The organism is Pseudoalteromonas sp. L1 (assembly GCF_021728095.1).
Taxonomy (GTDB): domain Bacteria; phylum Pseudomonadota; class Gammaproteobacteria; order Enterobacterales; family Alteromonadaceae; genus Pseudoalteromonas.
Genome location: NZ_JAKKCT010000002.1, coordinates 456,268 through 482,955 on the forward strand (window position 1 = coordinate 456,268; position 26,688 = coordinate 482,955).

Annotated in this window: 20 protein-coding genes and 1 pseudogene; 4 read left to right on the forward strand and 17 right to left on the reverse strand. The window is 39.5% G+C overall.

The window, feature by feature from the left end:
- Positions 1 to 127 precede the first annotated feature (127 nt).
- Complete coding sequence (locus L3V38_RS08255) at positions 128 to 1,147, forward strand: substrate-binding domain-containing protein (RefSeq protein ID WP_237119048.1); 1,020 nt, start codon at positions 128 to 130, stop codon at positions 1,145 to 1,147.
- 43 nt (positions 1,148 to 1,190) lie between these two features.
- Here the strand turns inward: L3V38_RS08255 and L3V38_RS08260 are convergent, their stop codons facing one another.
- From L3V38_RS08260 to upp, 5 genes are all read right to left on the reverse strand, one after another.
- Positions 1,191 to 2,849: a sugar phosphorylase gene (locus L3V38_RS08260; protein ID WP_237119330.1), complete on the reverse strand. Its 1,659-nt coding sequence runs from the start codon at positions 2,847 to 2,849 to the stop codon at positions 1,191 to 1,193.
- A 123-nt stretch (positions 2,850 to 2,972) separates the two neighbouring features.
- Positions 2,973 to 4,193 carry a glycosyl transferase gene (locus L3V38_RS08265; RefSeq protein WP_130152342.1) on the reverse strand — a complete coding sequence of 407 codons (1,221 nt, stop codon included), beginning with the start codon at positions 4,191 to 4,193 and terminating at the stop codon, positions 2,973 to 2,975.
- Positions 4,186 to 5,928: an HAD-IIB family hydrolase gene (locus L3V38_RS08270; protein WP_237119049.1), complete on the reverse strand. Its 1,743-nt coding sequence runs from the start codon at positions 5,926 to 5,928 to the stop codon at positions 4,186 to 4,188. The genes L3V38_RS08265 and L3V38_RS08270 overlap by 8 nt, the downstream gene beginning before the upstream one ends.
- Positions 5,929 to 6,069: 141 nt before the next feature.
- The gene (locus tag L3V38_RS08275; protein WP_237119050.1) at positions 6,070 to 7,305 is read right to left on the reverse strand and encodes a uracil-xanthine permease family protein; all 1,236 of its coding nucleotides are present in this window, start codon (positions 7,303 to 7,305) and stop codon (positions 6,070 to 6,072) included.
- A gap of 9 nt (positions 7,306 to 7,314) precedes the next feature.
- Positions 7,315 to 7,944, reverse strand: a complete 630-nt coding sequence (gene upp, locus L3V38_RS08280) for a uracil phosphoribosyltransferase (protein ID WP_054554568.1) — start codon at positions 7,942 to 7,944, stop codon at positions 7,315 to 7,317.
- Between the two features lie 196 nt (positions 7,945 to 8,140).
- On the opposite strand from upp, the gene L3V38_RS08285 reads away from it, so the two are divergent.
- The gene (locus tag L3V38_RS08285; protein ID WP_237119051.1) at positions 8,141 to 8,968 is read left to right on the forward strand and encodes an ABC transporter substrate-binding protein; all 828 of its coding nucleotides are present in this window, start codon (positions 8,141 to 8,143) and stop codon (positions 8,966 to 8,968) included.
- On the opposite strand, the gene L3V38_RS08290 is transcribed toward L3V38_RS08285, so the two are convergent.
- The 9 genes and pseudogenes from L3V38_RS08290 to L3V38_RS08330 all read right to left on the reverse strand — a co-directional run bounded on the left by L3V38_RS08290 (position 8,965) and on the right by L3V38_RS08330 (position 20,093).
- Complete coding sequence (locus L3V38_RS08290) at positions 8,965 to 9,936, reverse strand: Gfo/Idh/MocA family oxidoreductase (protein WP_237119052.1); 972 nt, start codon at positions 9,934 to 9,936, stop codon at positions 8,965 to 8,967. The genes L3V38_RS08285 and L3V38_RS08290 overlap by 4 nt on opposite strands.
- Entirely contained in the window at positions 9,929 to 10,891 is a 963-nt protein-coding gene (locus L3V38_RS08295) for an aminoglycoside phosphotransferase family protein (protein ID WP_237119053.1), read from the reverse strand. Before L3V38_RS08295 ends, L3V38_RS08290 begins: the two co-directional genes overlap by 8 nt.
- 85 nt (positions 10,892 to 10,976) lie before the next feature.
- Positions 10,977 to 13,061 carry a TonB-dependent siderophore receptor gene (locus L3V38_RS08300; RefSeq protein WP_237119054.1) on the reverse strand — a complete coding sequence of 695 codons (2,085 nt, stop codon included), beginning with the start codon at positions 13,059 to 13,061 and terminating at the stop codon, positions 10,977 to 10,979.
- 1,010 nt (positions 13,062 to 14,071) lie between these two features.
- Entirely contained in the window at positions 14,072 to 14,458 is a 387-nt protein-coding gene (locus L3V38_RS08305) for a hypothetical protein (RefSeq protein WP_237119055.1), read from the reverse strand.
- Positions 14,459 to 15,118 (reverse strand): hypothetical protein, encoded by a 660-nt coding sequence (locus L3V38_RS08310; RefSeq protein WP_237119056.1) that lies wholly within the window; start codon positions 15,116 to 15,118, stop codon positions 14,459 to 14,461.
- A gap of 41 nt (positions 15,119 to 15,159) precedes the next feature.
- Positions 15,160 to 15,387: pseudogene (locus L3V38_RS20245) on the reverse strand (RHS repeat-associated core domain-containing protein); the annotation flags it as partial.
- 305 nt (positions 15,388 to 15,692) lie between these two features.
- The gene (locus tag L3V38_RS08320) at positions 15,693 to 17,948 is read right to left on the reverse strand and encodes an acyl-CoA dehydrogenase (protein ID WP_237119057.1); all 2,256 of its coding nucleotides are present in this window, start codon (positions 17,946 to 17,948) and stop codon (positions 15,693 to 15,695) included.
- Between the two features lie 254 nt (positions 17,949 to 18,202).
- The gene (locus L3V38_RS08325; RefSeq protein WP_237119058.1) at positions 18,203 to 19,699 is read right to left on the reverse strand and encodes a phospholipase D family protein; all 1,497 of its coding nucleotides are present in this window, start codon (positions 19,697 to 19,699) and stop codon (positions 18,203 to 18,205) included.
- Positions 19,700 to 19,898: 199 nt separating this feature from the next.
- The gene (locus tag L3V38_RS08330; RefSeq protein ID WP_054554573.1) at positions 19,899 to 20,093 is read right to left on the reverse strand and encodes a (2Fe-2S)-binding protein; all 195 of its coding nucleotides are present in this window, start codon (positions 20,091 to 20,093) and stop codon (positions 19,899 to 19,901) included.
- 421 nt (positions 20,094 to 20,514) lie between these two features.
- Between L3V38_RS08330 and L3V38_RS08335 the strand changes: the two genes are divergently transcribed.
- Positions 20,515 to 21,213 (forward strand): hypothetical protein, encoded by a 699-nt coding sequence (locus L3V38_RS08335; protein ID WP_237119059.1) that lies wholly within the window; start codon positions 20,515 to 20,517, stop codon positions 21,211 to 21,213.
- A gap of 690 nt (positions 21,214 to 21,903) precedes the next feature.
- Here the strand turns inward: L3V38_RS08335 and L3V38_RS08340 are convergent.
- Together L3V38_RS08340 and L3V38_RS08345 are read right to left on the reverse strand one after the other, a co-directional pair.
- Positions 21,904 to 22,332, reverse strand: coding sequence for a hypothetical protein (locus L3V38_RS08340; protein WP_237119060.1), 429 nt, complete (start codon positions 22,330 to 22,332; stop codon positions 21,904 to 21,906).
- A gap of 266 nt (positions 22,333 to 22,598) precedes the next feature.
- Positions 22,599 to 23,171: a hypothetical protein gene (locus L3V38_RS08345; protein ID WP_237119061.1), complete on the reverse strand. Its 573-nt coding sequence runs from the start codon at positions 23,169 to 23,171 to the stop codon at positions 22,599 to 22,601.
- A gap of 679 nt (positions 23,172 to 23,850) precedes the next feature.
- On the opposite strand from L3V38_RS08345, the gene L3V38_RS08350 reads away from it, so the two are divergent.
- The gene (locus L3V38_RS08350; protein ID WP_237119062.1) at positions 23,851 to 26,121 is read left to right on the forward strand and encodes a CHRD domain-containing protein; all 2,271 of its coding nucleotides are present in this window, start codon (positions 23,851 to 23,853) and stop codon (positions 26,119 to 26,121) included.
- Between the two features lie 74 nt (positions 26,122 to 26,195).
- Here L3V38_RS08350 and L3V38_RS08355 read toward each other — a convergent pair whose 3' ends face one another.
- Positions 26,196 to 26,681: a DUF6436 domain-containing protein gene (locus L3V38_RS08355; RefSeq protein WP_237119063.1), complete on the reverse strand. Its 486-nt coding sequence runs from the start codon at positions 26,679 to 26,681 to the stop codon at positions 26,196 to 26,198.
- Positions 26,682 to 26,688: the final 7 nt, after the last annotated feature.

The window sequence follows — 26,688 nt, forward strand, 5'->3', positions numbered from 1 at the left end:
CTCTTTAATATCTATCTCAAATCACTACAAAAGCTGAGCCAAGCTATTTTATAAGCCAAACAGCTAATCGAAACTTCTGCCAATAAGCGCTATACTCACTTCATTGTTGTATTGTTTTTAGTTGTTTATGCCAAAGGCCCTTTCTTTTTTATTTTGTTTATTTTGCATTCCCAGTGTTTTAGCACAGCATAAAGTTATTTTTATCAATCCGGGTTACGCCGATACCAATACCACAGGGCCATTTTGGTTTGAAGTATCTGAGCTCATGCGCGATGCAGCAGATGATTTAGATATAGATTTAACAATTGAGTACGCTAATCGTAATCATATTTTAATGAAATCGCTTGTTGTTGAAGCGATAGACACTAAACCTGATATGCTGATTTTAGTGGATGAAAAAAGTGTACTCAGCCAACTACTATTAGATCTGCCAAAGTTTGATACCCCGATATATTTTTTACTAAATCGTCCTACTGACGATGAACTTGCAGCCTTAAGTAGTAAAGGGCTTAATATTTCGGGCAGTGTTGTGCCAAACAATGTTCAAGCAGGAAAGTTGTTAGCTCAAAAGCTCGTAGAAAAAAATAACGGACAAGCTAACATTTATGCAATTCATGGTGACTATACAACTCACGCATCTATTGATAGACAACAAGGCATAACTGATTATATTTCAAAAGCAAATAACGCAAAATTAGTCGCACAAAGTGTTGCCAATTGGTCTGCAACGCAAGCTTACCGCCAAAGCATTGGCTTTTTAAATCACCAAAAACAAATAAACATTATTTGGAGTGCTAATGATGCGATTGCACTTGGAGCGATTAGCGCACTCAATGACAATAAGATACGCGATAAAGTCTTAGTAGGCGCGATTAATTGGCCACTCAAAGCCGCGTCAGAAAAAATCGACATTTGTATCGGGGGGCATGTCACACTTGGTGCTTTAGCAATGGTAAACATATATGACATATTCCACCAACAGCCTTTGGAGCTACATCAAAGCATTGCTATTTTTACGCCTCACACAGCTAAAACAGTCACATTCGTTGAGCAAATTCATAGCAATAGTTTAGCGATAGATTTTAAGAAATTTAGTAAAACTGAGCAGAATTCTGAGCTGTTCTCCATAGCAGCACTCCTCCCCTAGCCTTCAAAAGTAAGCTGTAAAGGGCATTTACAGCTTATAAACACTACTTATTACTTAGCCAAATAGCTTGATAAGGTGACAACACTATATTTCGCGTGTTTTCTTCTATAACTTGCCCTGAAATCAAATCTTTCCAGCTTTCAGTTTCAATCAGATTTAGATCAGCTAATGTAAGGGTCTTTGATTCATCAGTAATGTTATAAATACAAAACATGCTCTGTGAACGATTAATACTTTGTCGCCAAAAGCCAAATAGCCCATCACTAATGTGCAAGGTGTATTGCGTTGCATTAGGATGAAATGCGCTTTGCGCCTTACGAATAGCCATCAGGTTTTTCATTGCTTTAAACACGGTACGATGATGGGCATTTTCATTGCTAAGTTTTGCCAATAGATCTGACTCTTGCCAGCGATGGCGGTTAATCGCTCGATTATGCTGGCTATTTTCAAAGCGCTCGTAATCGTTGGTAGTGCCAAGCAAACTATGAATGTATAAACCAGGAATTCCTTCAAGCGCAAACATTATGGCATGCGCACATAAAAAACGTTCAACGCCCCATTTGTCTGGTCCTTGATGCGTACCTTGCAATGCATCAAATAAAGCGATGTTTAATTCATAAGGGGTATTGGTGCCATCTGGTGCAGTTCGTAATGACACTTTACCACCATATTTAGCGGTCGTACTGACCATTTCAGCTATTTGTACTTGATCAAGCAAGCCTTCAACAGGACGTAAGCCAATACCATCGTGAGAAGCAATAAAGTTGAAGTAAGCCGTTCCGTGCTGAGCTGGCGGCATACTCATCATCCAATGTTTTAGAGCGGTGCTGTCACCACTGAGTAAAGTATGTAATAACAGCGGTGGCAATGAAAAATTATAAATACAGTGCGCTTCGTTGGCATTACCAAAGTACGACAGGTTTTCTCGGTTAGGTATGTTGGTTTCTGTGATAATAATCACGTTAGGTTCAACGTGCTCTATAAGAGTACGAAGCAACCTGATCACCTCGTGAGTTTCGGGTAGGTTAATGCAGCGGGTATTGAGCTTTTTCCATAAAAATGCCACGGCATCAAGGCGAAAAATACGCACACCATTGTCTAAGTAATGACGAATAATGCTCACAAATTCATTGAGCACATCTGGGTTGGCAAAATCAAAATCGACTTGGTCATGACTAAAGGTACACCACACATGTTGCAAACCGTCTTTAGTTTCAATCGCTTGTAAAAGAGGCGATGTGCGCGGGCGAACAACTTGAATAAGATCATCACTTGGGCTCGCTGTTTTAAAGTACCCTTTCCCAGGCTCTTTGCCTTGAATAAAGTTTTCAAACCAGACACTGCGGCTAGAGCAGTGATTGATCACCAAATCAGCCATCAACCTGACATCCGCTGAAATGTCACGAATATGTTGCCAATTGCCAAGCGCTTCATTTACTTGAACATAGTTCATCACCGCAAAGCCTTCATCTGAGCTGTACGGATAAAATGGCAAGATATGTAGTGCATTAAGTTCAGGCAAACATTGGTTTTTAACAAAGCGATGCAAGGTATGCAAAGGCGGCTCTTCAGGCTTAGCAACTGCGTCATCCGTATTAGCATGACGAATAATTGAATCACCGTAGGCAATTAAAATCATATCTTGCTCATCCCAACGGTTTTTATGGGGCGTCGGGTCTCGGACAGGATCATCACCTTGCATGGTGTTGATCAGCCTGTCTGCAAGTTGTTCAAGAGTTGTTGGTAGTTCAACCTCAGCATAAATACAGGTTAAATGCTGTATAACCCGTTGTTGTAAAAGCTCTAAAGTCACGTGCCTTCCCCGTTAAATATAATCTTTATTATCAAGCTCTACAGCTTCTTCTAAGCGAGCAAACACATCAGGCATGGCAGAGGCAACACGGTTCCAACTTGGTACAAACGGTGCTTCCATTGGGTTCTCTAAAAAGTGCTGACCTGCATTCATAATATTCTGTGCAAACATTTCAACGGCCTTTTCTTCATGGTGAATATCAAGCGTTAAGCCATTCATGAGCGCATCGTTGTGATAGGTTTCGATAAAATCGAGTGCAATACGGTAATAGGTTGCTTTTAATGAACGAATTGTTTCTGTTGTAAAGGTAACCCCTTGTGTAGCCAGCTTTCTAAATAAGGCTTTGGTGATATCAATCGACATTTTCGACAAACCGGTTGCTTGATTCTGTAACGATAAATCTTGGTGTTTATGATCGTAATTATCTGCAATATCGACCTGACATAAACGGTTATGCGAGTAGTTGCGATACATCTCTGATAGCACGCCAATTTCTAAGCCCCAATCACTTGGAATACGAATATCGTTGAGTACATCACGGCGAAACGAAAACTCCCCCGCTAAAGGATAACGAAACGAATCCATGTATTCTAAATAATCGTTGCTGCCTAAAATTGTTTTAAATGAACGCAATAATGGGGTTACCAGCAAACGTGACACGCGGCCATTAATTTTGCCCTCAGCGGTGCGTGGGTAAAAGCCTTTACAAAATTCATAGTTAAAACGAGGGTGAGCAACGGGGTAAATTAAGCGTGCTAAAAGCGCTCTGTCGTAAGTCAAAATATCACAGTCATGCAGTGCAATTGACTCTACTTTTGAGGTTGCCAGCTTATAACCCATGCAATACCAAACATTGCGACCTTTACCTAGCTCTCGTGGCGCAACACCGAGTTTTTGGAGTTCTTTATCGAGCGCTTGTAAACGCGGGCCATCATTCCAAAGTACCTTATGAGGCTGATCAAGCTCAGCAAAAAACTGCAGTGCATGGCGATATTGGCTTTCGTCGGCGCGATCTAGGCCAATGGTAATTTGCGATAAATAAGGCACATGTTTGAGCTCAGCAATAATATTTTGCAAAGCAGGCCCTTCTAACTCACTATAAAGCGACGGTAAAATCAGGCCCATTGGACGTTGTTTTGAAAAGTCCAACAACTCTTTTTCTAGCTCTTCTACTGGGCGGTCAGCAATATTGTGTAAGGTCGTGATAATGCCATTTTGATAAAAATCAGCCATGAGATTGCTCCTGTTTTGCTGCAAAACGCGCTTTGATGATAGTTAACGCAGAAACTTCTTGAACCCAACCTGCTGGGGCTGGTTTTTCGCTGAGCTGCCAGGCTTTTTGTAATATTTGTGATTGCACTTGGCTGCCAGGGTTATTGATTAAAATAGCGGTGTCGGCCGCTTTTAACATGGCTACATCGTTTTGACTGTCGCCGAGGGCTATCACAGTAAATGGATTGCGATAGGCTTTTTTAAACTGATTTAACAGCCATTTTTGTGCAAGACCTTTATTGTTACCTTTGGTTAAATGGATAAAACGTCCGCCAACAAGCACTTCGTAGCCTGCTTGGCTCATAGTATCTATCAAACCTTGCTTTTCTTCATCACTGCCCGAGAAACAAACCGGATCTGAGTACTGGCGCTTTAGAGCCAGTTCACTTTTATCGACGGGGAGTCCTGTTAACTCGGCTATTTCATGTGCACTAAATTGACTAAATAAGCGCACACAATGGCTATAGTCACTCGCATATTGCTTAAGATCTTCATGCAATTTATCGGTACTTTGTGTCATAGCAAAGCGCCAATAACCGTGATATTCATCACAGCCAATCGGCTTTGTTTTAAAATAGTCTTTTGGGATATAAACGGCCGCGCCATTTTCAACAATAAAAGGTTGGTGGTGATTTAACCCTTTTTGAATATCAGTCACTTCAGCAAAAGTTTTACTGGTGTTAAAAATGACATTAACACCACTGTCATTCAACTTTGCCAAAAAAGGTTTAATCACCTCACACTCGTAACTATCGTGATCGAGTAATGTTCCGTCTAAATCAGTAAAAATTAGTGGTTGAGCAATTTGGTCAGCCAATAGTTCCATCTTGGTAATATCACGCTCAGTATCAAGCAATAATAACGCATCCACACTGTGCGCAAGCGTGGCTAAGTTTTCACGCGTAATTCGTTCAAAATGAGAGATAAAACGCTTTAAACTCACTTCATCAAACGTGCCCTGTCCTTGGCCTTTTTTAGCAATTAACTTTTGCTCTTGCTCCAAACGCCACGCATACACATCTTCGAATGAAGGGGCTTTTAACATAATGGTGTAATCAGCCATCGCGAATACATGTTGATATTCATTGGCTAAACAACTATTAACACAACGGCGCCAAATGCCATCGGCATCTTCTTGTTGTTCTAATTCATTAATTGGAGTTTGTAGTTGATAAGGCTGCTGGGGTGTACTGGCTACACACCAGCCTTCAAAAAACACGATATCAGTCGGTTTTTGATTACGAGGCCACTGGTCTTTTGGCACTGGATCATCAGTTAGCTTATCAAATTGAGGTAATGGCACATCCACCTTGCCTGCCAACAAGGCTGATAAGGTTTGCTCCATTAATTGCGTATCATGGGTGCCTGGTACACCCCGACTTGCAAACAAAGGGTGAACATCTTTAGCAAGCTCAGTGCGTGCATCGCGGCTTAAATAAAAGTCATCGATTGATAATGACACACTATTAAATTCGGTATTGCTGTTAACCCAGGTCACTAAAAAATCAGCGAGAGTTGTTTTTCCTGAGCCTTGGCAGCCGTTGATAGCCACCAGCATAGGTTGGCCGGTTATTTTTGCGCTTAAGATATCGTGCGCGAGGGGTATAAAAAATTGCTCACTTAAATATTGATACTTCAGCGGTAACTGATGCTTCGCTAAAAACGGGGTAATATCCACAACATTTGCCTCTTGCATAATCGCTCCTACCAGTATGACATAGAGATAAATGCAGTTAGTAGACCAGTTTTTTAATTCCTTACTTTTTAATTAGTTACAAAAAAAGCGCATATTAAATGCGCTTTTTTGGTGCAAATATTCAATGCTAATTAATATCAACTATGATTCTTGCACTACTTTGGGGAGGACGGCATTTAAGATAATCCCCAAAATTGCGCATAGGCTCACACCTTGTAAGCTAAACTCATCACCGCCGATATGCATGCCACCAATACCAAACACTAAAATCAGTGCGATGATAGTCAGATTGCGAGGCGCGGTAAGGTCCTCACCCGATTTTACTAAGGTATTTAAACCAACCACAGCAATTGAACCGAATAGTAATATCATGATGCCACCCATCACAGGCACCGGAATCGTTTGTAAACCCGCGCCCATTTTTGCCACAAACGCGAGCACAATAGCGATGATTGCAGTCCACAGCATCACGCGAGGGTTGAAGTTACGCGTAAGCATTACCGCCCCCGTTACTTCAGAGTACGTTGTATTAGGTGGACCACCAAAAACCGATGCCGCAGAGGTTGCGAGGCCATCGCCTAATAAAGTGCGATGTAAACCCGGTTTCTTTAAATAGTCTTTACCCGTGACTTGGCTAATAGCCATCATATCGCCAATATGTTCAATAGCTGGCGCAATGGCCACAGGCACCATAAACAAAATAGCTTGCCATTTAAACTCAGGGTAAGTAAAGGCCGGTACCGCAAACCAGTTTGCTTCAGTGACCGCATTAAATTCAATAATACCTAACAATAACGAAGCAAGGTAACCTGCAACCACCCCAGCAAGAATAGGAATAAGTTTAAATACACCTTTGCCCCATACCGCAAAAATCAGCGTAACCAGTAATGATAAAGCTGAAACCCAAATAGCTTGCTCATAAGGGATTAATTGTGCACTGCCATCCCCTGCTTTACCCATTGCCATATTCACAGCGACGGGCGCTAATGCTAAACCAATCACCATAATGACAGGGCCAACAACCACAGGCGGTAACACTTTATGCAGTGCATTCACGCCTTTAAATTTTACAATTAAGCTAAGCGCAAAATAGCAAAAGCCCGCCACCATTAAACCGCCCATTGTTGCGGGAATTCCCCACATTTGTACCGAGGCGATAATAGGTGCGATGAAAGCAAAAGACGATGCTAAAAAGATAGGAACTTGGCCTTTGGTAACCACATGAAACAGTAAAGTCCCCAAACCTGCGGTAAATAAAGCCACATTGGGATCAAGCCCTGTCAGTAACGGCACAAGTACCAGTGCGCCAAATGCTACAAACAGCATTTGCGCGCCGGTTAGAATGGTTTTTAACGAAAATGGTTGATGATTTTCCACGTGAGCGCCTTACACTGTGCCAAAAATCTTGTCACCGGCATCTCCTAAGCCTGGAATGATATATCCTTTTTCGTTTAAGTGACTGTCTAAAGATGCAGTGAAAATTTCAACATCTGGGTGCGCTGCAAGGGTTTTTTCTACACCTTCTGGTGCTGCCACTAATACAATCACTTTAATATCTTTACAGCCTGCTTTTTTCAGCATATCGATAGTGGCAATCATCGAGCCACCCGTTGCCAGCATTGGATCAATAACAAGGCTTAATCGCTCATCAATTTTGCCAACTAACTTTTCAAAATAAGGCACTGGCTCGAGTGTTTCTTCGTTACGCTGAAGACCCACAACACTCACTTTTGCAGCGGGTAACAATTGCATCACGCCATCCATCATGCCAAGGCCGGCACGTAAAATTGGCACAACAGTAATTTTTTTACCTTTAATGTGCTCTACATCTAATGTTGAACCATCCCATCCTGTGATTTGCACGCTTTCTAATGGTAGGTTTTTAGTTGCTTCGTAAGTAAGCAAAGTACCTACTTCAGACGCTAGCTCACGGAAACTTTTTGTACTAATACCTTCTGCGCGCATAAGGCCAAGTTTGTGTTGAACTAACGGATGAGTAATTACATGGATAGACATAAGTAGAACCTAAATGAAATAAATTACGCCTATTTTAGCGTATAATAGGCCGCACTACCGCAAAAAATGCATTGTTATTGCATTAATTTCGTTAATAGGTCTAATATTAATCAAAAGGCCAAAATATTAATTTTTTTGCAACAAACTGGTGTGGTACAACATCATGGTTTATTTAATTTTTGGGTATCAACGTAGCATGAAAACATATTCGCTCGTTTTTTTAATACTATTTAACCTCGCTTTTTTAAGTTCAACAGCTAATTCTGAGCCTTTAGAAATAAAAGTGATGGATGACTTTATTCCGCAAGCAAATGGAAAGCCGAGAAATGAAGCAACTATTTTCTTACTCGAAGCCATAAAAGAAATACAGAATGAAATAAACATCCAGTTTGTTCCCGCAAGCAGATTGCGAGAGTGGAAACAACTCAGCATGCTCCCTGATGTTTGCTTGTATAACAAGTTAAAAACGCCTGAACGAGAGGCTAATGCCCTATTTACTCGCTACCCAATTATGGCATTTCCTGCAAATAGGCTCATTGTATTTAATATGCCTACATTACCTGACTCACTGTCACTGGAAAAAGCAATCAATGACTACGACCTCACGATTGGCGTAACAAGTGGGCGCTCGTATTCCACGGATATTGATACCTTTATTAAAAATAATGAAAAACACTTTTTTAAACTTGAAGGCGCAACCAATGCGAGTCGTTTGGGGCAGATGCTCTTTCAAAACAAGATAGATGCCATTATTGAATACAGAGACGTGTTTATAAACCGATATCAACGCGCTGCTAGGACGGATAAAATACGTTATTTAACCATTGAGCCTGATCAAGCAGCTGTTTTTGGTTATATAGCATGTTCACCTTCACCGCAAGGAAGGCAAGCCATTGCGTTATTTGACCGTGCGCTTCAAAGTGAAAGAGTCAAAACTCTTATTAGCAAACGGCTATCGGAGCTGTTTCCAGCTCCTGAACAAAAAGTCATTATTGAGGCATTTAATAATGCTTACGTGCATTAATTAGCTAGAATTTGTTCCATTACCCAACTTGTATGAAGTGCTGACTCTCCTGTCGATGGGTGTGGTGCCCCTTGGTCAAAAAACCTCGCTATATTTTCAACATGAAACTGTTGAATATGAACGGGGTTTTCAATGGAAAATTTACACATACCAGCAAGATTATTGAGCTCAATTGGTTTTTCATCAAATACACTAAAGCGTATTTCACCTTTGCTGCCATAAATAACCACATCATCGAAACGCTTAGCAGAGGCAAAATTCCAACTGCCAACACCTGTCACACCAGAACTGTGCTGCCAATGAGCTGTAACAGCATCCAATGCTGAGTACAATCCTTGTTGATTTGAACTAAAACCATGAACCCGAGTAAACTCGCCCAGTAAGTAAGCGAATAAATCTAAGCCATGACTCGCTAAGTCATCAAAGTAGCCACCACGAGCAATGCATTTATCAGTGCGCCAATTATATTCACCGGACAAATCAAGATCACTTGGCACTTTACTTAAGTGCCAACTTACATGGCGTACTTGGCCAATTTGACCATTTTGAATAAGTTCTTTAACCTTATTAAACCGTGGTAAAGAGCGTCGATAGTAAGCGACAAATAATGGTTGCTTAGCATCTTTAAACGCCTCAACAATTGCATAGCTCTCTTCGTAACTAGGAGCGAGTGGCTTTTCGATGCAACAAGGTTTGCCTGCTTTGGCAACTTCAAGCGCCAAGTCTTTATGACTATCGGGTGGCGTTGCTATATAAACAGCATCAACCATTTCATCGTTTATTAGCTCGCTATTAGTTGCGAATACTTTGGGTACAGTATGGCGTGTAGCATAATCATGCGCTTTGTTTAAATCTCTGCGCGTAACGCCAATAAGTTCAATACCCTTTACTTGCTGATAAGCAGGGCCACTTTTTACCTCAGTTACCGCTCCACAGCCAATAATGGCAAAACGAATAGGCTTATTCATCGCATTCCTTATTTTTATTGAGGTATTCATTGAATTGGTTTTGCATATAACCATTTATCTTTACATGCTGAGGGCTCCAACCTGCTAAAAACCGATAAAAATCAGCCCATGCATAACACCACAGTTCACGCCAACTACTGATCAAATCGTCTGCGTTTATAGTTCCCTGATACTGTTTAAGTGCTGTATTTAACTCTGCGAAATATCGATTTAGGTAGGTATGCGCATTTAACTTTAGTGCGCTCTCATTTAAACAACTTCCCAAAAAGTACATTACATCGATAACGCCAACCCCTTTTCCAACATATTGAAAGTCATAACCAAGTACATGATTAGTCTGTGAGTTGATAGCAAAATTAGCACGCTTTGCATCCCCATGTATTAGTGTTTGATATTTGCATTGATAAAGTGCGCAATCAATATGTACAGCTGCGGCTTTGAGGGACGAGTCGGGCATTCGCGCGTATTCATCAGGACGCGTGGCTAAATGCCAATAACTGCCTCGAGGCCATAACTCCTCGCCCGACGTTGATAAATGAAAAGCATGAAAATGCGCTAACCATTTAAGTATTGCATGAATATGTTGAGTGTGTGCTTGAGCTTGTTGATAGCCAAGCGCTGTAAAATCATCAAAAATTAAAGCAAATTGATTTTGCTTCTGTATCTGATTAAAACAAGGAATGGCGGCAGCTTGGTCTGGTAAAGATGAGCTGTATTGCTTATACCAATTGTATTCAACTAAATAAGATTGCTGCTTTCTGGCTAGGGCAAATTGACTTTGCTCAATTCGCGAGTGTTCAATGAAATCAGGCATAGAAATCAATTTAATGACCCGTGTTTCACCGTCTAATCGACAACGAATAATTTCGCCACAGCCGCTCCATAGAGTGCTAATCACATTAATAACTTCAATATCTTGATAGTTATTTTTTAATAAAGAAAAAAATTCTGACATCAACAAACAATATAAAAATACACAGCCAGATTATGTCAGGCAAACTAATAAAAAAATAGGCCTATTAAGGCCTATTCGTTATGTGCTACCACGTGTAGTTTACGGTCAAACTGACGGTACGTGGATCACCCACAAATAACTGCCCGTAACCATAACCACCACTCCAGTGCTGTTTATCGAGTGCATTATCAACAAGCAATGCAGCATTCCAACTTGGCTTCTTGAAATATACACCTGCTTGCAACAGTGTATACGATGGCAAAACAGCTTCGTCGGTTGTATTGCGCTTATCAACATAGCTTGCTCCCGCCGCTAACTGCCATGTATCGTTTAAGCTATATTTACTCCATAGTGTGGCTGAATTTTTTGGTGCATTTTCTTTTTGTTTGCCAATTAAAAGCGTATTCGTGTCTTCAGTTATTTCCGCCCTATTATAGGCGTAATTAGCAATCACTAACCAATTATCAGAGAGCTGTCCGTTAATATCGATTTCGAAACCCGTGGCTTGCTCCTCACCTCTTTGACGAAAAACACGGTAACCTAATTGCTGTGAACGGGCAAAATCCTGCACTAACACATTCTGTTTTGTTATTTGATAGATGGACGTTGTTAGCAACACCTTTTCGTCAAATAACTTTGCCTTATAACCTATTTCGTAGAGGTAACTATCGATTGATCCAAATGGCCCACCTTGCTCTTCGGTATTTAAAAATGTGGATGGGGGTTCAAAGCCAGTTACCCAACTGGCATAGACACTTGAGTCTTGAGTAAGATTATAAACAACACCTAAGCGAGGTAAAAAATCATTGTCTGAACTTTCATTGCCATTTAGATCTGTTAACTTATAATCTTCACGACGTACACTGGCTAAAATTGACCAGTCATCGAATTTAATATGATCTTGAATGTAAAGGCCGTTACTCTTTAATCCACCACCAAATTCAAAACGGTCGCCTAAATTGTAACTTGCTATGTCGGGTTGCTCATAGGTTGAGTTTAAAATATCAAATGTACCTGCTGAGCGACTCATTCGTTGCGTATTGAGTTTATGGTTATCAATGTAATCGCCACCGATGACAATATTGTGCTCAACATCACCGGTATAAACTTTACCTGTTATGTAAGCAGTCACATTATCTGAATCGGCATCAATATCACGGTCTGTATACCAAACATTAAATACGGAGTCTGATCCATCTACATATGTCGCTGCACGATGCTCAACCAGCTTTTGCTCACTATCTAAATGCATGTATTTAAAACCCAATGACCAGTAATCATTAAAATGATGATCTAATGTCACACTTGATGATAACGAGGTTGTATCTAGCTTATCCCCTGGCTGATTTGACGATAAAGATATAGGCACCTGAGATAAATCGGTCGCGTTACGTAAATTGGGTTGACCGCGGTCGAGTAACCCCTTGCTGTCAGAGTAAACCACCTCAACATTAATTTTAGTATCGTCGCTTAGTAAATATGTAAAACTGGGTGAGAGTAATAAACTCTCATTAAAAATATTATCTCTGAACGTTTCTGAATCTTCGTAGCCAGCATTAAATCGATAAAGCCAACGATCATTGCTAGCTATCTTGCCTGTTGTGTCTAATGCGACATATTTATCAGAATAACTACCAAGGCGGGCACTAATGCTATGGCGGCTTTCACCAAGCGGTTTTTTAGTTACTGTATTAACCGTGCCACCTGGGCTTGCATCACCAAATACAGCAGAAGCAGGCCCTTTAATAACTTCGACACGTTCAACATGAGCAATTAAGGTTTGATTCCAAAAGTTATTATGAGTACGCATACCATTGACGCGGCGATCGTCTTGGCTACGAAACCCCCGAATTGTAATGTCATCATACACAGAGTATTCATTCGCGCCGCTAATAAAAGGAGTAACATCGTTTAAGCGCATCATTGCTTGATCTTGTATCACCTCCTTGGTTACTGCGCTGACTGATTGCGGGATCTCAAGAATATCAGCTGCAGTGCGGGTAACAGAATAACTGTAATCAGAGAATGTTGTTTGCGAGCTTCGCCCTAAAACCTCTATCACTTCAATATCAGAAAGTGCTTTTTTGCTTGGTTGCTTTTGTGTTTGCGACACAGCTTGTGTTGTAACAAATGCAGCTGATATTAGTAAAGCCAATTTTTTAATTTTCATTTCCCTTCCTTGTACCTATAAAAGACCAAAAGATTAATTAAAAATAATTATCATTTCAATTTTATTTTAGGTATGTGAGACAAAATGAAACCAAAAAACGAACTTAGTTAGTAATAACTTTTATAGAGAAAGTGTGGGAAGTCCAAAAATCAGCCGCGAACCTTTGATATCGGCTTGAGCTGTGGTTTAGGTTTGCACAGATAAATGTAGCTCAAATACCTTGCATTACTATGTTTCAGAAAAATGTGTGAACTTTTTCAATGACGATATATCAGACAACTTTTTTTGAGATTGCTGATCTATTAATAAGATATTACCAGCTCTATCTTGGCTATCAAAAAAGCCGCCTGAATATTCCTGTAAGATACTAAAAGCTTGATCATTCAAATAATTTAGAGGGTATAAGCCTTTAATTGCTCCTTGTTCTATGTCTTCTGGGTGTACTAACCACTTAGCTTCTTCACTTTCAACTGTTACCGATATACCGCCAAATAGTTTTTTTGCACTTTGTTTTCTGTAATAGATAAATAGTCACTCCGCAAAACTCGACTATAACCATATACTAAATCCCCAGCACTTGAGATATCTTTAAACAGCTGCACTTCTTTTTTAAAGTTTTCTCAAAAGCTATTTACAACAGTAAATTCGAGCACTGAAAACTTAAAGTTTAAATATGTGAATACCTTATTCACTGTCAAGATAGCCCTGCTTTTTACGTCATAAAATCCAAACTTTCTAAATGCTCAGCACACAACGTTACCTTCTTTTGAGAAAAACACTTTATTTCCTTTACTTCCTCATAATTTAAAGAAAATTGTACAACTTCAGAATCGCTATATTGCAGAAAAGTATCAAAGTTATCATACTATCTCAGTAAGCCATGTCACTTTAAAACAGCAGAGCTAGCTATTTGAGCCAGCGCCACTAGATAGTAGCACTGACACAGATTGCACGGCCTGCTGCTAGTTGGTGCACAGTTCTACTGGGATTGGTTGTGCACTTAATAACTTTTAATATTCCAAAAGCTTCAAACAATTAATTTTTGGTGAATCTACTGGCCTGAATTCAATAATATGGAGTAAATAGTTTCTAGTACCTCCATCTGATTTCCCTTTTCTGAAAGTCCCTGTCAATATTGCTTCCTGCTCAGTACATTCTGTAAAAAATTGCTCATTACCTTCGCCCTTTATTAAAACAAAAAGGAAGTGATCTCCAAAATTATCATAGTCATTTCTATTACTATAAATAGTGTCAAAACCGAAAAAGCCCTCCACCGTTACTTGATTATCATTATACTTATCACGCTTATTGAGTAACTCATTAACAGAAATTGCTCCTTGACTCTGACAACTTATTAAAACAAAAACAACGATTGAAAATACTAAAAATTTATTCATTTATTGCTTCCCTTGAGTTGATATTTGAATGTATAAAACTTCAGTTCTAGAATACATTGAAGTTACATAAACAGGCGCATTGAGACGCTTAGATAGATTCATATATTGGTTGTACTTAGCTTGTACAGAACGAACTTTATGTGGATTATAAATTACAATAGCCTTAGCATTTTTAATTGGTCTAGGGGCAACATCTACCAAGTTAAGGTGATCACTCCCAATTACTTGACCTCTCGGGACATCAACACTCGGTTTGGATGAGAAATATTTGCCATCTTGCTCATAAATTACACTTCCAATATCTCTACCTTTACGCTCCCAATCGTTATTTGCTGCCGCCATTTCTATTTCAGCTGCAATATCTCCACGAGACCTAAGCAAAATTTTCTGGAATTCTTTATCTCCTGCATTTGGATCTTGGCTATACTTTCCAATTTTACCTTCTGTAGGTCGTGATTGAATTCGAGTATCGAGAGGTTGGTCTTTAGAAGAGGCACTCATTTGGCCTATGCTATTGCCGCTATTTGAACCTTGAGTTCCTTCCTTGAGATTACCAATATCACTAATTGCTCCTTTATTCTCCGCTGTAATATTTATTGAAAAACTTCCATTCTTTTGTATCAGAGACTTAACTTTTTTAAAAGCAGCCTCAGTCATCATAACTGCTACTTTCCCGCCACTCTCGGTTGTTACAACCGTATCTATGGGGCACGCCCGCTAGAAGCACAGACTGCAGAATACCCTGTTGGATCCACCCCTGCCAATGGATTATTCATTATGTAAGAATAAGGGTTAATGCTTTGGCTATTCGTTGGGCTTTGAATAACAGGGTCAACTGACATAAACCGACCAAGGTTATAATCGTACACCCGACCGTTCATATGAATAAGCTCAATATCATCCAAATGCTCGTGATCAGTAAAGCCACGTCGTGTTTTTGCATCTGCTAAGTCGTTTAACTTTTAGTTTCCAACCGGCATTAAGCCACCACAGGCTAAACGTGGTTTACCAAATGGGTCATAGTTGCGTTGAGTGGTCACGCAACCAGTATAGTCTGTGATAATGCACGTACTTTAAAGCGCTTTCTATGTAAGGATTGTAGTGCTTCTATTCTCTTTGTAACTCACCTAGATTGCGTATATTTATAAAGGAAGTTTAGATAATAAAAAACCCGTGCTAAACACGGGTTTTCGAAGATAAAGTCCTAATACTGCTCAGGACTTGCATTGTTGAATTACTCGTTTACCACACTTTTAAGTGGGTTAACTGGCTTTGCATTGTCATCCAGTAAGTTCATATCAAAGTCGAACTCATCAACACGAATCGCTTTTTCACGTTTCTTGTTGTAGTCAATCAGTTTTGCATACTCTTCTTCGTTAATAACACTTGCAACAAGTGCATTATCAAGTGTTTCTGCAAAACGAACGCCCGGCTTGATCGTTTTAGCACGCAGTGCTTTTTTAACTTTTGCAAGTAAATCAAGGCACGCCATTTTCGCTTTGTACGCTTGCTCATTGATGTAATGACCATCACCTTCAATTGGTTTAACCAAATGAGTGATTTGCGCTTTAAACGCGGTATCCATTTGCGCTTGAGTCGCAAGTTCACGAATTAAGTCATCACTGATTTTAGGCATTTTCATTGAGTAGTTCATTGTAATGAAACGCATAAACTTACGAGTACCACTTGCAGGGAAGTTATCTAAGAACTTATGCAATGCTTCTTCAGCGCTTTGTAGTGCAAAGCGAGTCGCATAATGGAAGTAAGGCGCAGCTTGCTCACGTTCACTGCTTGCTACTTTTTGCTCGTAGTATTTAATCGACGCCATCGCTGCGTATAAGAAACTCATTACGTCACCTAAACGTGCAGATAACATTTCTGCTTGTTTAAGCTTGCCGCCCAGTACCAATAACGAGAAGTCAGCGTAAACTGCAAGTTTTGCAGATAGTTTATGTGCTGCTTTTTCGTATTCACGTACTTCTGGTAATGACGATTTTGCACCCGCAGTAAATGGTAATACACCTAAACGGAAAGCACGTAAGCTGTTAGCTACGCTGTAGCCTACTGTTTTACGTAAAATGCTGTTGAATTCTTTATCTGCATTTTTGTCTTCGCTGTGGATAGACTCAACCATAGTTTGTAGATATGGGTGACAACGCATTACACCTTGACCAAAAATCATTAGGTTACGAGTAAGAATGTTTGCACCTTCAACCGTGATTGCGATTGGTTGTGCAACATAACCACTTGCCAATGTGTTTTGTGGACCATTTTGAATCGCTTTACCTGCTTGAATATCCATTGCTGAATCAAGCACGTTACGACCAATTTCTGTCATGTGGTATTTAGCAATCGCCGTGACTACAGATGGTTTTAAGCCCATGCCTAGACCTTCTGTTGTTAATACACGCATTGCTTCTTGAAGATACGTTTTACCTGCGATATCAGCAAGCTTCTCTTGGATACCTTCGAATTGACCAATCGCCAGACCAAATTGCTCACGCACTGCTGCGTACTCAGAAGCACCTTTAAATGCCACTTGTGATGAACTAACACCCAGCGCTGGTAACGAGATACCACGGCCTGCACCTAAACAGCTAACCAGCATCTGCCAGCCACGACCGATGTTCTTTTGACCACCAATAATGAAGTCCATTGGTACAAATACTTTTTCACCGCGTGTCGTACCGTTATAAAAACGAATACCCATAGGGTCATGACGATTTCCAAGTTCAACACCAGGGTGATCCTTAGGAATAAGCGCACAGGTAATACCCAAGTTTTCTTTGCCACCGAGTAAACCATCAGGGTCAACTACTTTAAATGCTAAACCTAACACTGTCGCAATTGGCGCGAGTGTGATGTAGCGTTTGTCCCAGGTAATTTCTAACCCTAACACTTCCTCGCCATTGAACTGGCCACGTTTAACAACACCAATATCTGGAATGCCACCCGCATCAGAACCCGCTTCTGGGCTAGTTAATGCGAAACATGGAATATCACGACCATTTGCAAGACGCGGTAAGTAGTGATCTTGTTGCTCTTTAGTACCAAAGTGAAGTAATAGCTCACCTGGGCCTAATGAGTTAGGAACCATCACGGTTACCGCAACCGCAGAACTCTTAGTCGCGATAGTCGCAACAATTGTTGAGTTTGCATAAGGGCTGAATTCTAAACCGCCGAATGATTTAGGAATGATAAGCGAGAAAAAACGCTCTTTTTTCAAGAAATCAAGAATGTAATCAGGAAGATGAACACCATTTTGAATTTCAGAATCATCAATCATTGATAATAATTCTTTTACTGGGCCATCTAAGAATGCTTGCTCTTCAGCGCTCAGCTTAGCTGCTGGCACGTCACGAAGTGCATCGAAATCAGGTTTACCTTGGTAGATTGAACCTTCTAACCAAACATCACCTGCATCTAACGCTTCTTGTTCTGTAATTGAAATACTAGGTAATACTTTTTTTAATTTTGTACGTAAGCTCATAATAAACTCATCCGACCAGATAGTAATACCTACATTACGTCATAAATTGAACAATAGATCAATTGGTCCAACCAGTTTTTTTTAACATTTTTTTATATTTAATTTTCTTAATGGTGCTAAGCACTTGAATATATTAAACTTACACGTGTACGCTCAATTGGCATTTTTTATCCCGAAAATATTAACAACTAAAGTACGAATACAAAAAAGCCCAACTAAAAAAGTTGGGCCGAAGATTAAATTTGCAGTTATAACTAGAGTTCATCCTCAATCGGGAACAGCGATATAAACCAAACTTGAAAACGCCGCCATGATGAAGTTTGTGGCTCTTTTTCAAACTGCTTGTTGTTTACTGTATCAAGCCAAATTAGCTGGTCATCATTTGGATTCTTCAATTCTACTTTCCAAGCGTAGTCTGGCATTTTTTTATCAACCCAATGCGCTAAAAAATGACTGAGTTTTTCACTATTAATTAATACGCCCATTTCAGTATTTAGGTCAAAAGAGCGCGGATCGAGATTCATGGTACCAACGAAAATTTTCTTATCATCGACCGTCATCGTTTTTGCATGAAGGCTTGCCTGTGATGAGCCTGTCACCTTGCGCCCTGCTTTGCGTTTAATAGCAACTAAGTCGCTAGGTTTTAATTCCCAAAGTTTAACGCCACCACGAATTAAATCTGCACGATACTTCTTGTAACCCGCATGCACAGCAGAAACATCAGTCGCTGCTAATGAGTTAGTCAGTACGGTAACATCAACCCCTTTTTTTACCCAACTGGTAAGCAACTCAACGCCCTGTTCTTTAGGGATAAAATATGGTGAGACTATAATTGCTTTATGCTCTGGTTGACCCATCTCTTTGAATAAAGATGGCGACATATTAGCTGATTTTTCACTCACATCATTGAGCAGCTTATCAGGATGGTCGAAGAATAAAGTCGACTCTTGCCAATCAAACTGGATCTCATCGTTTTGTAAACGCTTCACAAACTCACTTTCACGAAGTTGCTCTACATAGTTGCTGTCTTGGTTTTGCAAAACATAGGTTCGTAAGCTTTCTGTGATATCAACGAGAGATTGTTCATCACGACTGCCATGCAAATCTTCAACGGGGTACGATAATTGATGATTCCAATATAAATCAAACGCTTTTGATGCTTTGGGTACAATGTCACCTGCGCTCATTACATCTAAATCAATAAACTCTGAGTGATCTTCCGCGGAAAAATATGCATTACCAATATTTCTGCCGCCAGTGATAAAAACTTTATTATCAACAATAAAGCTTTTGTTATGCATTCGTCTTGAAAGCAGGCTGTAATTACTCACAAAACCTAATGCTCTAAAGCGGCGATTAGGAAACGGGTTAAATAATCTCACTTCAATATTGGGATGGACAGCCAACGCTGCTAAATCAATTTCACTATCGGCTTGAGATAGGTCATCAAGTAATAATCTTACTCTCACTCCGCGATCAGCCGTTTTGAGTAAAAAAGCAGTGAATAAAATTGTTGTTTGCTGCCTGTGATATAAATAATACTGCACATCAATGGTGTGCTCTGCAGAATCAATGAGCGCCAACCTTGCAACAAAGGCATCGACTCCATCTACTAAAGGATAAAATCCTGATAAACCAGGATGAACATTCCCCACTGCATCTCCTATTGTACTGGGTGTATCAGCTGCAATAGCATAACTTGGTTGGATAGACTCCCTAGAAGGTAATTGCGCACAACCTGCCACTATCATAAAAAAAATTGCACAAAAAAGATATTTGGGAGAGTCAATTATCATGGCTTCCTACCAGTGACTGTGTGATACACACATTGCTTTGATATAACCCTAATAAATGAGGGGGTTAAAAGCAAATAAAACGCGTACGGAAGTGATAAAGATAAGGAGGAAAGGTAAGAAAAATAGTTAAATAAACACGTTTAAGAGCAAATAATTATGCTACTTGCTCTGTGATGTCTGCAATTTCAATGAGTTTACGGTTAAGAATCTTTTTACAACAACCGCAACATTTACCACATTGGCTACCAACTTGTAGCTCTTTTGACAGATCGCGCATCGTCATTGCACCATCATCAATTGTTTGTTCGATTTTTTTATCAGTCACACCATGACATAAACAGATATACATGAATGCAAACCACTCTCATTTCTCTTGATGGTCAGCATATTAATCTAAACGGTAATAGTTCGCAATAGTGTTTTAGTCAAAATTTGTATAACTTTCATACTGGCACTTCCTAAATGGCATACAGCTGAAAATTTCTTCTTATATTTTGAGTGGTTAGTTGATGACGAGTACACAAAAAACTTTCAACGTTTAGATATGTTTTAGCTTATGAGAAAAGAGGTTATCAGGTTTTGTAAAGGATTTAACGAATAGCTGAGCTTGAGTGAACAACTTTGAGTGACAAGGCATACTCACTTTCAAGGGTTCAGTGTTAAGATAATAAACTCTTTATAAATAACAAACGATAGTTAACACGTTAGTTGATATTAAAACTCTGTTTTTGCTATTTTATCTCAAATGCTTGATTTTTAAATGAGGACACATGGAAGCGCCTACTATTGAATTAACACGCGACAATTTTAAATCCATCTTTTTTCAGACTTTAATAAAAACAAAAGTGCAGCCTGAGATACCTATTTTAAGATGTGCTGTGCCCTTACCTAAAGCACAAAGATTACAAGCAAAAATAATCACTGCCGCTATATTGATTATTGCATGTCTACTCGTTTGGCAAACACAATCCGGTGCAGTCGCTATTGGCGCTGCAATCATTACCTATCTTAGTTACTTTTTAATTCAGATGTTTATCGCCAATAAACGTTACTTTATTCAAGAGTCCCCACTATGCGAAATTAAAATTAACCAAGAACAAATTTACTTACCAGCTCTTTTATTTGATGACAGAAAAGCACGGATACTTGAAAGAGAGGATTTACTTAATGTTGAAGCCGTATGGAATTTCACACGCTCCAAAAGCGGCTACGATATTAACGACCCAGAGCCAAGACGCGCCTACCTATTTTCTGTTATTTTTAAAACGCGTTATGGTAACTCGATTCCTTTAAATGACTGGAGTATAGAGCATCCTGAACTATTCAAAACACTTGTTGAATATAATTACCCAGTAACCATGATAAGAACAGCCAAGCGCGGGTCACCTATAACGATTCACACTAAATGGTTCTTCCTATTTGTTTTTATGTGTATTCTCATACATTCACTTATAAAATATGTTATTTAGCGAACGTATAAATATGCAATTGGCTAAGCAACTGCAAATTACCAGTACTCTGCCTACGGTTACAGCGATAAAATTTTGTAGCTGGATGCTGAAACAATGCTTTCTTACAAAACATATCTGAAGAGACCACCACTTAACTTTAAAACTTATGCTTTATTATTAAACAGCATGCCAGAGTGAGTACTGGACGTAGGTGCGAATAAAGAGTTAATCATCGTAGAAACATTCCTTTTTACTGTAAGCTGAACTGCATTAATTTCTTCATCAAGCTGTTTATTTAATTCTAGTAACTGACTTTCTCGTTGTTCTGGAGCTAGGTCTTCGTTACTTGTTAAACTATCAATCTTATTTTGTAGCTCCTTTATTTTAACTACTAACTCTTGCTGTGTTTTTGATTTCGCTTGCGTTTCTGAGTCAGAAGCAACATCAGTTTCTTGTTGTTTCGGGTGTGGATGGTTTGCTGCCTTATTTGGACTAAGGCTTTTCTCTATTTACCGTACAGGCGTTACTCTAGAGCTATATAGTCTTTTTAATTATTGGCTATTAAAGTTACAATTTTGAGTGTTGTATTTTATTCTATTTCTTAAATTGCTCGCTCTTGTTACTTGATATGAGGCTAACAACAATTTTGCTGTCCGAGCAGAAACTGAGATTATAGGTGACTTGTGCTTAGCCGTATGAGAAGTAATATTATTCTAGAGAACTAGAAATATATTTTTTTGCTTTTTTACATGTTAATTTAGAGAATGTAAATTCACTGGCGTTATCCAAGCATATCTCTTTTAAAACATTGGCTGCATAGCGTTCACATTTTGATAAGGAATAAACTTCTTCTTCTTTAATGACACCAAGCTGTGCTTGATAACTTAGTTGGTCAAAAAACTCGCTTGAACCCAAAGCAGCGACATTCTTTTGAGTCTCATTGAAAGAATTAAAAGCTTTGCTCAATACGTCATTAGTAAAGTCAACAATTGTGTTAGTTTGATGTAAGTCGTTTTTAAGAGAACAAACACTAAGATAAGGAGTCGCTTTGCCTAACTGAAAGTGTAAATCATTACCTATCGCGTAATTACAAACAAAAATAATACTCATAAAAAAAATAAATTTAATTTTTTTCATGAGCTCTCCCACATACTTTGAGCAAACCATAGATATTGCTCCAATAAATTATAAATAAGCCTGCCGAGTGAATTAAAGAAGAAAACTCAGTACCAATAGCTAACATAGCTAAAGTTTGTGTAGTTAGTAAAACTGAAAAAGTAAAAGATATCTTCAATAAATCTTTTGGCGAAAAACCTTTAGTTTTGTATAAAGTTAAGCTGTAACGAGCAAAAAGGTTTATACATACCAGACAAAAAATTACAAGGAAGCCTTTTAAAATCATTTTAAATATCTTCCAGCTTAATTAAGCCTCTTAAAACTAGTTCTTTCTTAGCAGCAGCTTGGTTTGTACTTGAACAATAATAAAGAAAAGTAGAAAGCACCATTACATAAGCTGCGGCGTAGTTGCTACCGGCAAGAATTTTGGGGTTTTTAGTAAATTGTGAAGCGGCAGTTTTAATAACCTCGCTTTTGGTAGCTTTTACTATTGCTTCTTTAGCTGCAACTTTCACTCCGGCTTCTTTTATGTTTAAGAGTGATTCAAGAACTTCAGGAACACTTTTCCCTACTGATGCAACCCCTAACACAGCGGTCGCAGTAGCTAAGCTTTTGTTAGTTTCAAAAAAAGAACGCAATTCTTTGTCACTTAAGCTCCAACTAAACCATTGAGGATTAAATGCAAGCTGTGAGACGAGCCCGTATAAATAGTCTTTTACTGGCCCACTTTTGATAGCTAGAATAGCCCCGTTCACTTGTGTTTGTTTGTGACGACTCAATTGCCTATAAGCAACTAATCCAGTTAAAATAGGCAGTATTCCATCTTCATTTCTGATCTTTTTTTCAATTTTTTTTAGCATCTAAAATACTAATTAAAAAACCAATAGGGTCAGATTTATACTGTTCTGTTACATAAGGTGATTTCATCAACTTTCCTTGTACATAGCTCCTTTAATAACCAAATGTTACTGACTTAAATAGACAATTTCAACTGCTTACTTAAAAATAAGTATTTAAAATAAGCAATTATTAAGAAGGTGCTATAATCTTCTTACTTTTTCTGGTGAAAAAATAACACCAATCACAATACCTAAATATCTATGTAAGTTATGGAGATAAGAAACTTTGATATCTTAGGTAAGCTATTTGAAGTAATAAAAGGTGTCGTTTTCTTCACAATAAGCCTAAAAGTTTCTCTTTAATTTCAAACTCAGTGGGCACGAATCTAGATTACCATTTATCTAATCTATAGACATTTAATAATATTTTTATTTTTCAGATCTGAACAGGTTAGCTCAATGGTTTTATAACTCCATAAAATCATTAACTTGAAAGTTTTTAGAGCTTTTAGCATAAAAGTTATACAAAATTTGACTAAAACACTATTATTTTATATCCATCTGATGTATTTCAATCCACACCTAATCAAAATTTAACTTTTTAATAACTTTTTATGATCGCTTTTTAAACACCTGTCGTAAGCCTTATTGAAATGGACACGTCGTACCGTCCGAACATACAAAGATATAAGGAAGAACGATGAAATACATACTCTTGGTAAGCAGCTTACTTTTCATCACTGCGTGTAGCGATGATGACGACGATAATGAAGTGATTACCCCTCCCCCAGTACAAGAATTCAGCCCAAGTAAGACCTACTCTGTCACTTTGAGCGGTAAGCAAGAAGCACCAATGAATAACTCAATGCAAACCGCCACAGCAACCGTAGAGCTTGATGAAAATTTAATGCAATTTCGTGCAACGCTAGATGCAAGTTCAGTAGAAGGGTTTAGTGCTGCGCACATTCATGATGGTGATTTGGGTGAGAATGGCGACGTTGCATTTGCATTTGAAGCCACAAGTGAAGGTATGTATGAAGTGGCTATTACCGATCTTAATGAATCCCTTATCGAAGATCTGATGGAGGGTGATTGGTATATCAACCTCCATACTGAAGCATTTGCAGACGGCGAGTTACGCGCACAGATAGTGCCAGATACAACTAGCATCATCACTTTCACCTTAAATGGTGAACAGCAAGTCCCCATGAACGACACCGATGCGATGGGTTACGGTTACGCATCTTACGACAGTGCCAGTACAGAACTTAAACTTCGCGCAGTCACTATGGGTGTAGATGATGCAACAGCAGCGCACATCCACACAGGCAAATTAGGTTCAAACGGTGATGTGTTTGTGGTTTTAGAGCAAGACGATGAAATTATGACTGATTGGGTTGTGCCTGAGGGCACCACCATTGACAGTGATACCCTTGCGGTGCTCTTAGATGGTGGACATTATGTGAATATTCATACGCCTGAATTTGCAAATGGCGAAATTCGCGGACAAATCCTGACTGATAATTACGCAGTGGCAACATTTGATCTTAGTGGTGAGCAAGAAGTGCCTATGGTGACCACCATGGCCAGTGGTGATGGTTATGCATTAGTAGATACAACTGACTACAGCGTAGAACTCACGGTTGTTACTTCAAACTTAGACGATGCAACGGCAGCACATATCCACACAGGTCGAATTGGCACTAATGGTGATGTACTCGTCGCTCTTGAACAATCAATGGATGACAGTAATGTTTGGATGACTCCTGCAAATACCATGATAGATGCTGATATTTTTGCTGTACTTGCATCCGGAGGTCATTATGTAAATGTTCATACACCTGATAATGCTGGCGGAGAACTACGAGGTCAAATACTTACCAACAATTTCGCATTCACAAGCTTTACACTCAATGGCGAGCAAGAAGTACCAGCTGTGACCACCAATGCCAGTGGTGAAGCGTATGCTCTCATTAATATGAATAATTACGACCTCGAACTTCGTGTAAATACAACAGGTGTAGATGACGCAACAGGCGCTCATATTCACACAGGTCGAATTGGTACAAATGGTGATGTACTTGTGGCACTTGAGCAGTCAACAACTGATGCCGGCACTTGGGTAACACCTGCCAATACGATGATAAACGCAGATATTTTTGCAGTGCTCGCTTCAGGTGGTCACTATGTAAATGTCCATACACCTGCCAACACAAGTGGTGAAATTAGAGGTCAAATTCTGACGGATAATTATCAATTAGTGACTTTTCCATTAACTGGTATGCAAGAAGTACCCGCAGTCGATACCATGGCGTCAGGCAGCGGTTACGCACTAGTCAATATGGATAATTACCACATAGAGTTAAGAGCATTAACAGAGGGTGTAAGTGATGCAACTGCAGCGCATATCCACACTGGCCGCATTGGTATGAACGGTGATGTACTTGCAGCATTAGAGCAGTCAAGCGATAACATGAACCTATGGCAAACACCTGAAAACACCATGATCGATGCAGAAACGTTTGCAATACTCGCATCAGGTGGCCATTACGTTAACGTGCACACACCGGCGAATCCTAGCGGTGAGTTACGTGGGCAAATTTTAACTGATAACTATGTATTTGTGACCTTCCCACTAAGCGGCGCCCAAGAAGTACCAAGTGTTGTGACAGACGCATCTGGTGATGGCTATGCATTAGTGAACACCCATGATTACAGTGTTGAATTACAAATACTCACCTCTGGCGTGAGTGACGCCAGCGCAGCGCATATTCATACTGGTGTAGCCGGTGAAAATGGCCCTGTATTAGTTGGCCTTGTGCAAGATAGCGATGATATGAATCGCTGGATGAGCAGCACCGGCTTGATGATTGATGCCGATATATTCTTAGTACTCGCTTCTGGCGGTCATTATGTAAACGTACATACGCCTGCTAACCCGAATGGGGAAATTAGAGGTCAGATCCAATAATCAATTCCTAACCCTGTTAATCCTAGTTGTTTTGAGGCCAATGTAACTTTGGCCTCTTTTCGTAAAAGGTGAATTCAACCTATCTTACAATAACACCCTTCGGCATTAGAATTAACGAACTGACTATTAAAGCCAGCACGTAAATTTTTAATTACCAACTCAACAAAACCGTTCTGACTCGAGCACGCTAAGCCTTTTGATAATGGGCCTGCATATGCCAGCTCTTGATTATCTGAAATAAGCACAGCAGCGGGTTGCGCGGGTATAAGTAAAGACAAAGCCGTACTCGGGGCTAGTTTTACGACTTTTACCCCCTGCTCGATAGCATAGTCTGTTAAGCTCTGAATGTGCGCCTGTGAGCGCGCGGAACAGACACAGGTGTTTTCATCCACAATATACAAAGTATCGCCTTCGACTGCATTAAGCCCAACGGTATTTTGAAACAATGACAACCAGTTTGGTTGCGACAGCGTGTTATCAGGGTCAAATGTGTCTGTTTGCAGGGTGTAAGCAAAGACTAAAGTAGCAACCACAATGATAACCCATAAAAGGGTTGCCACTGTTAAT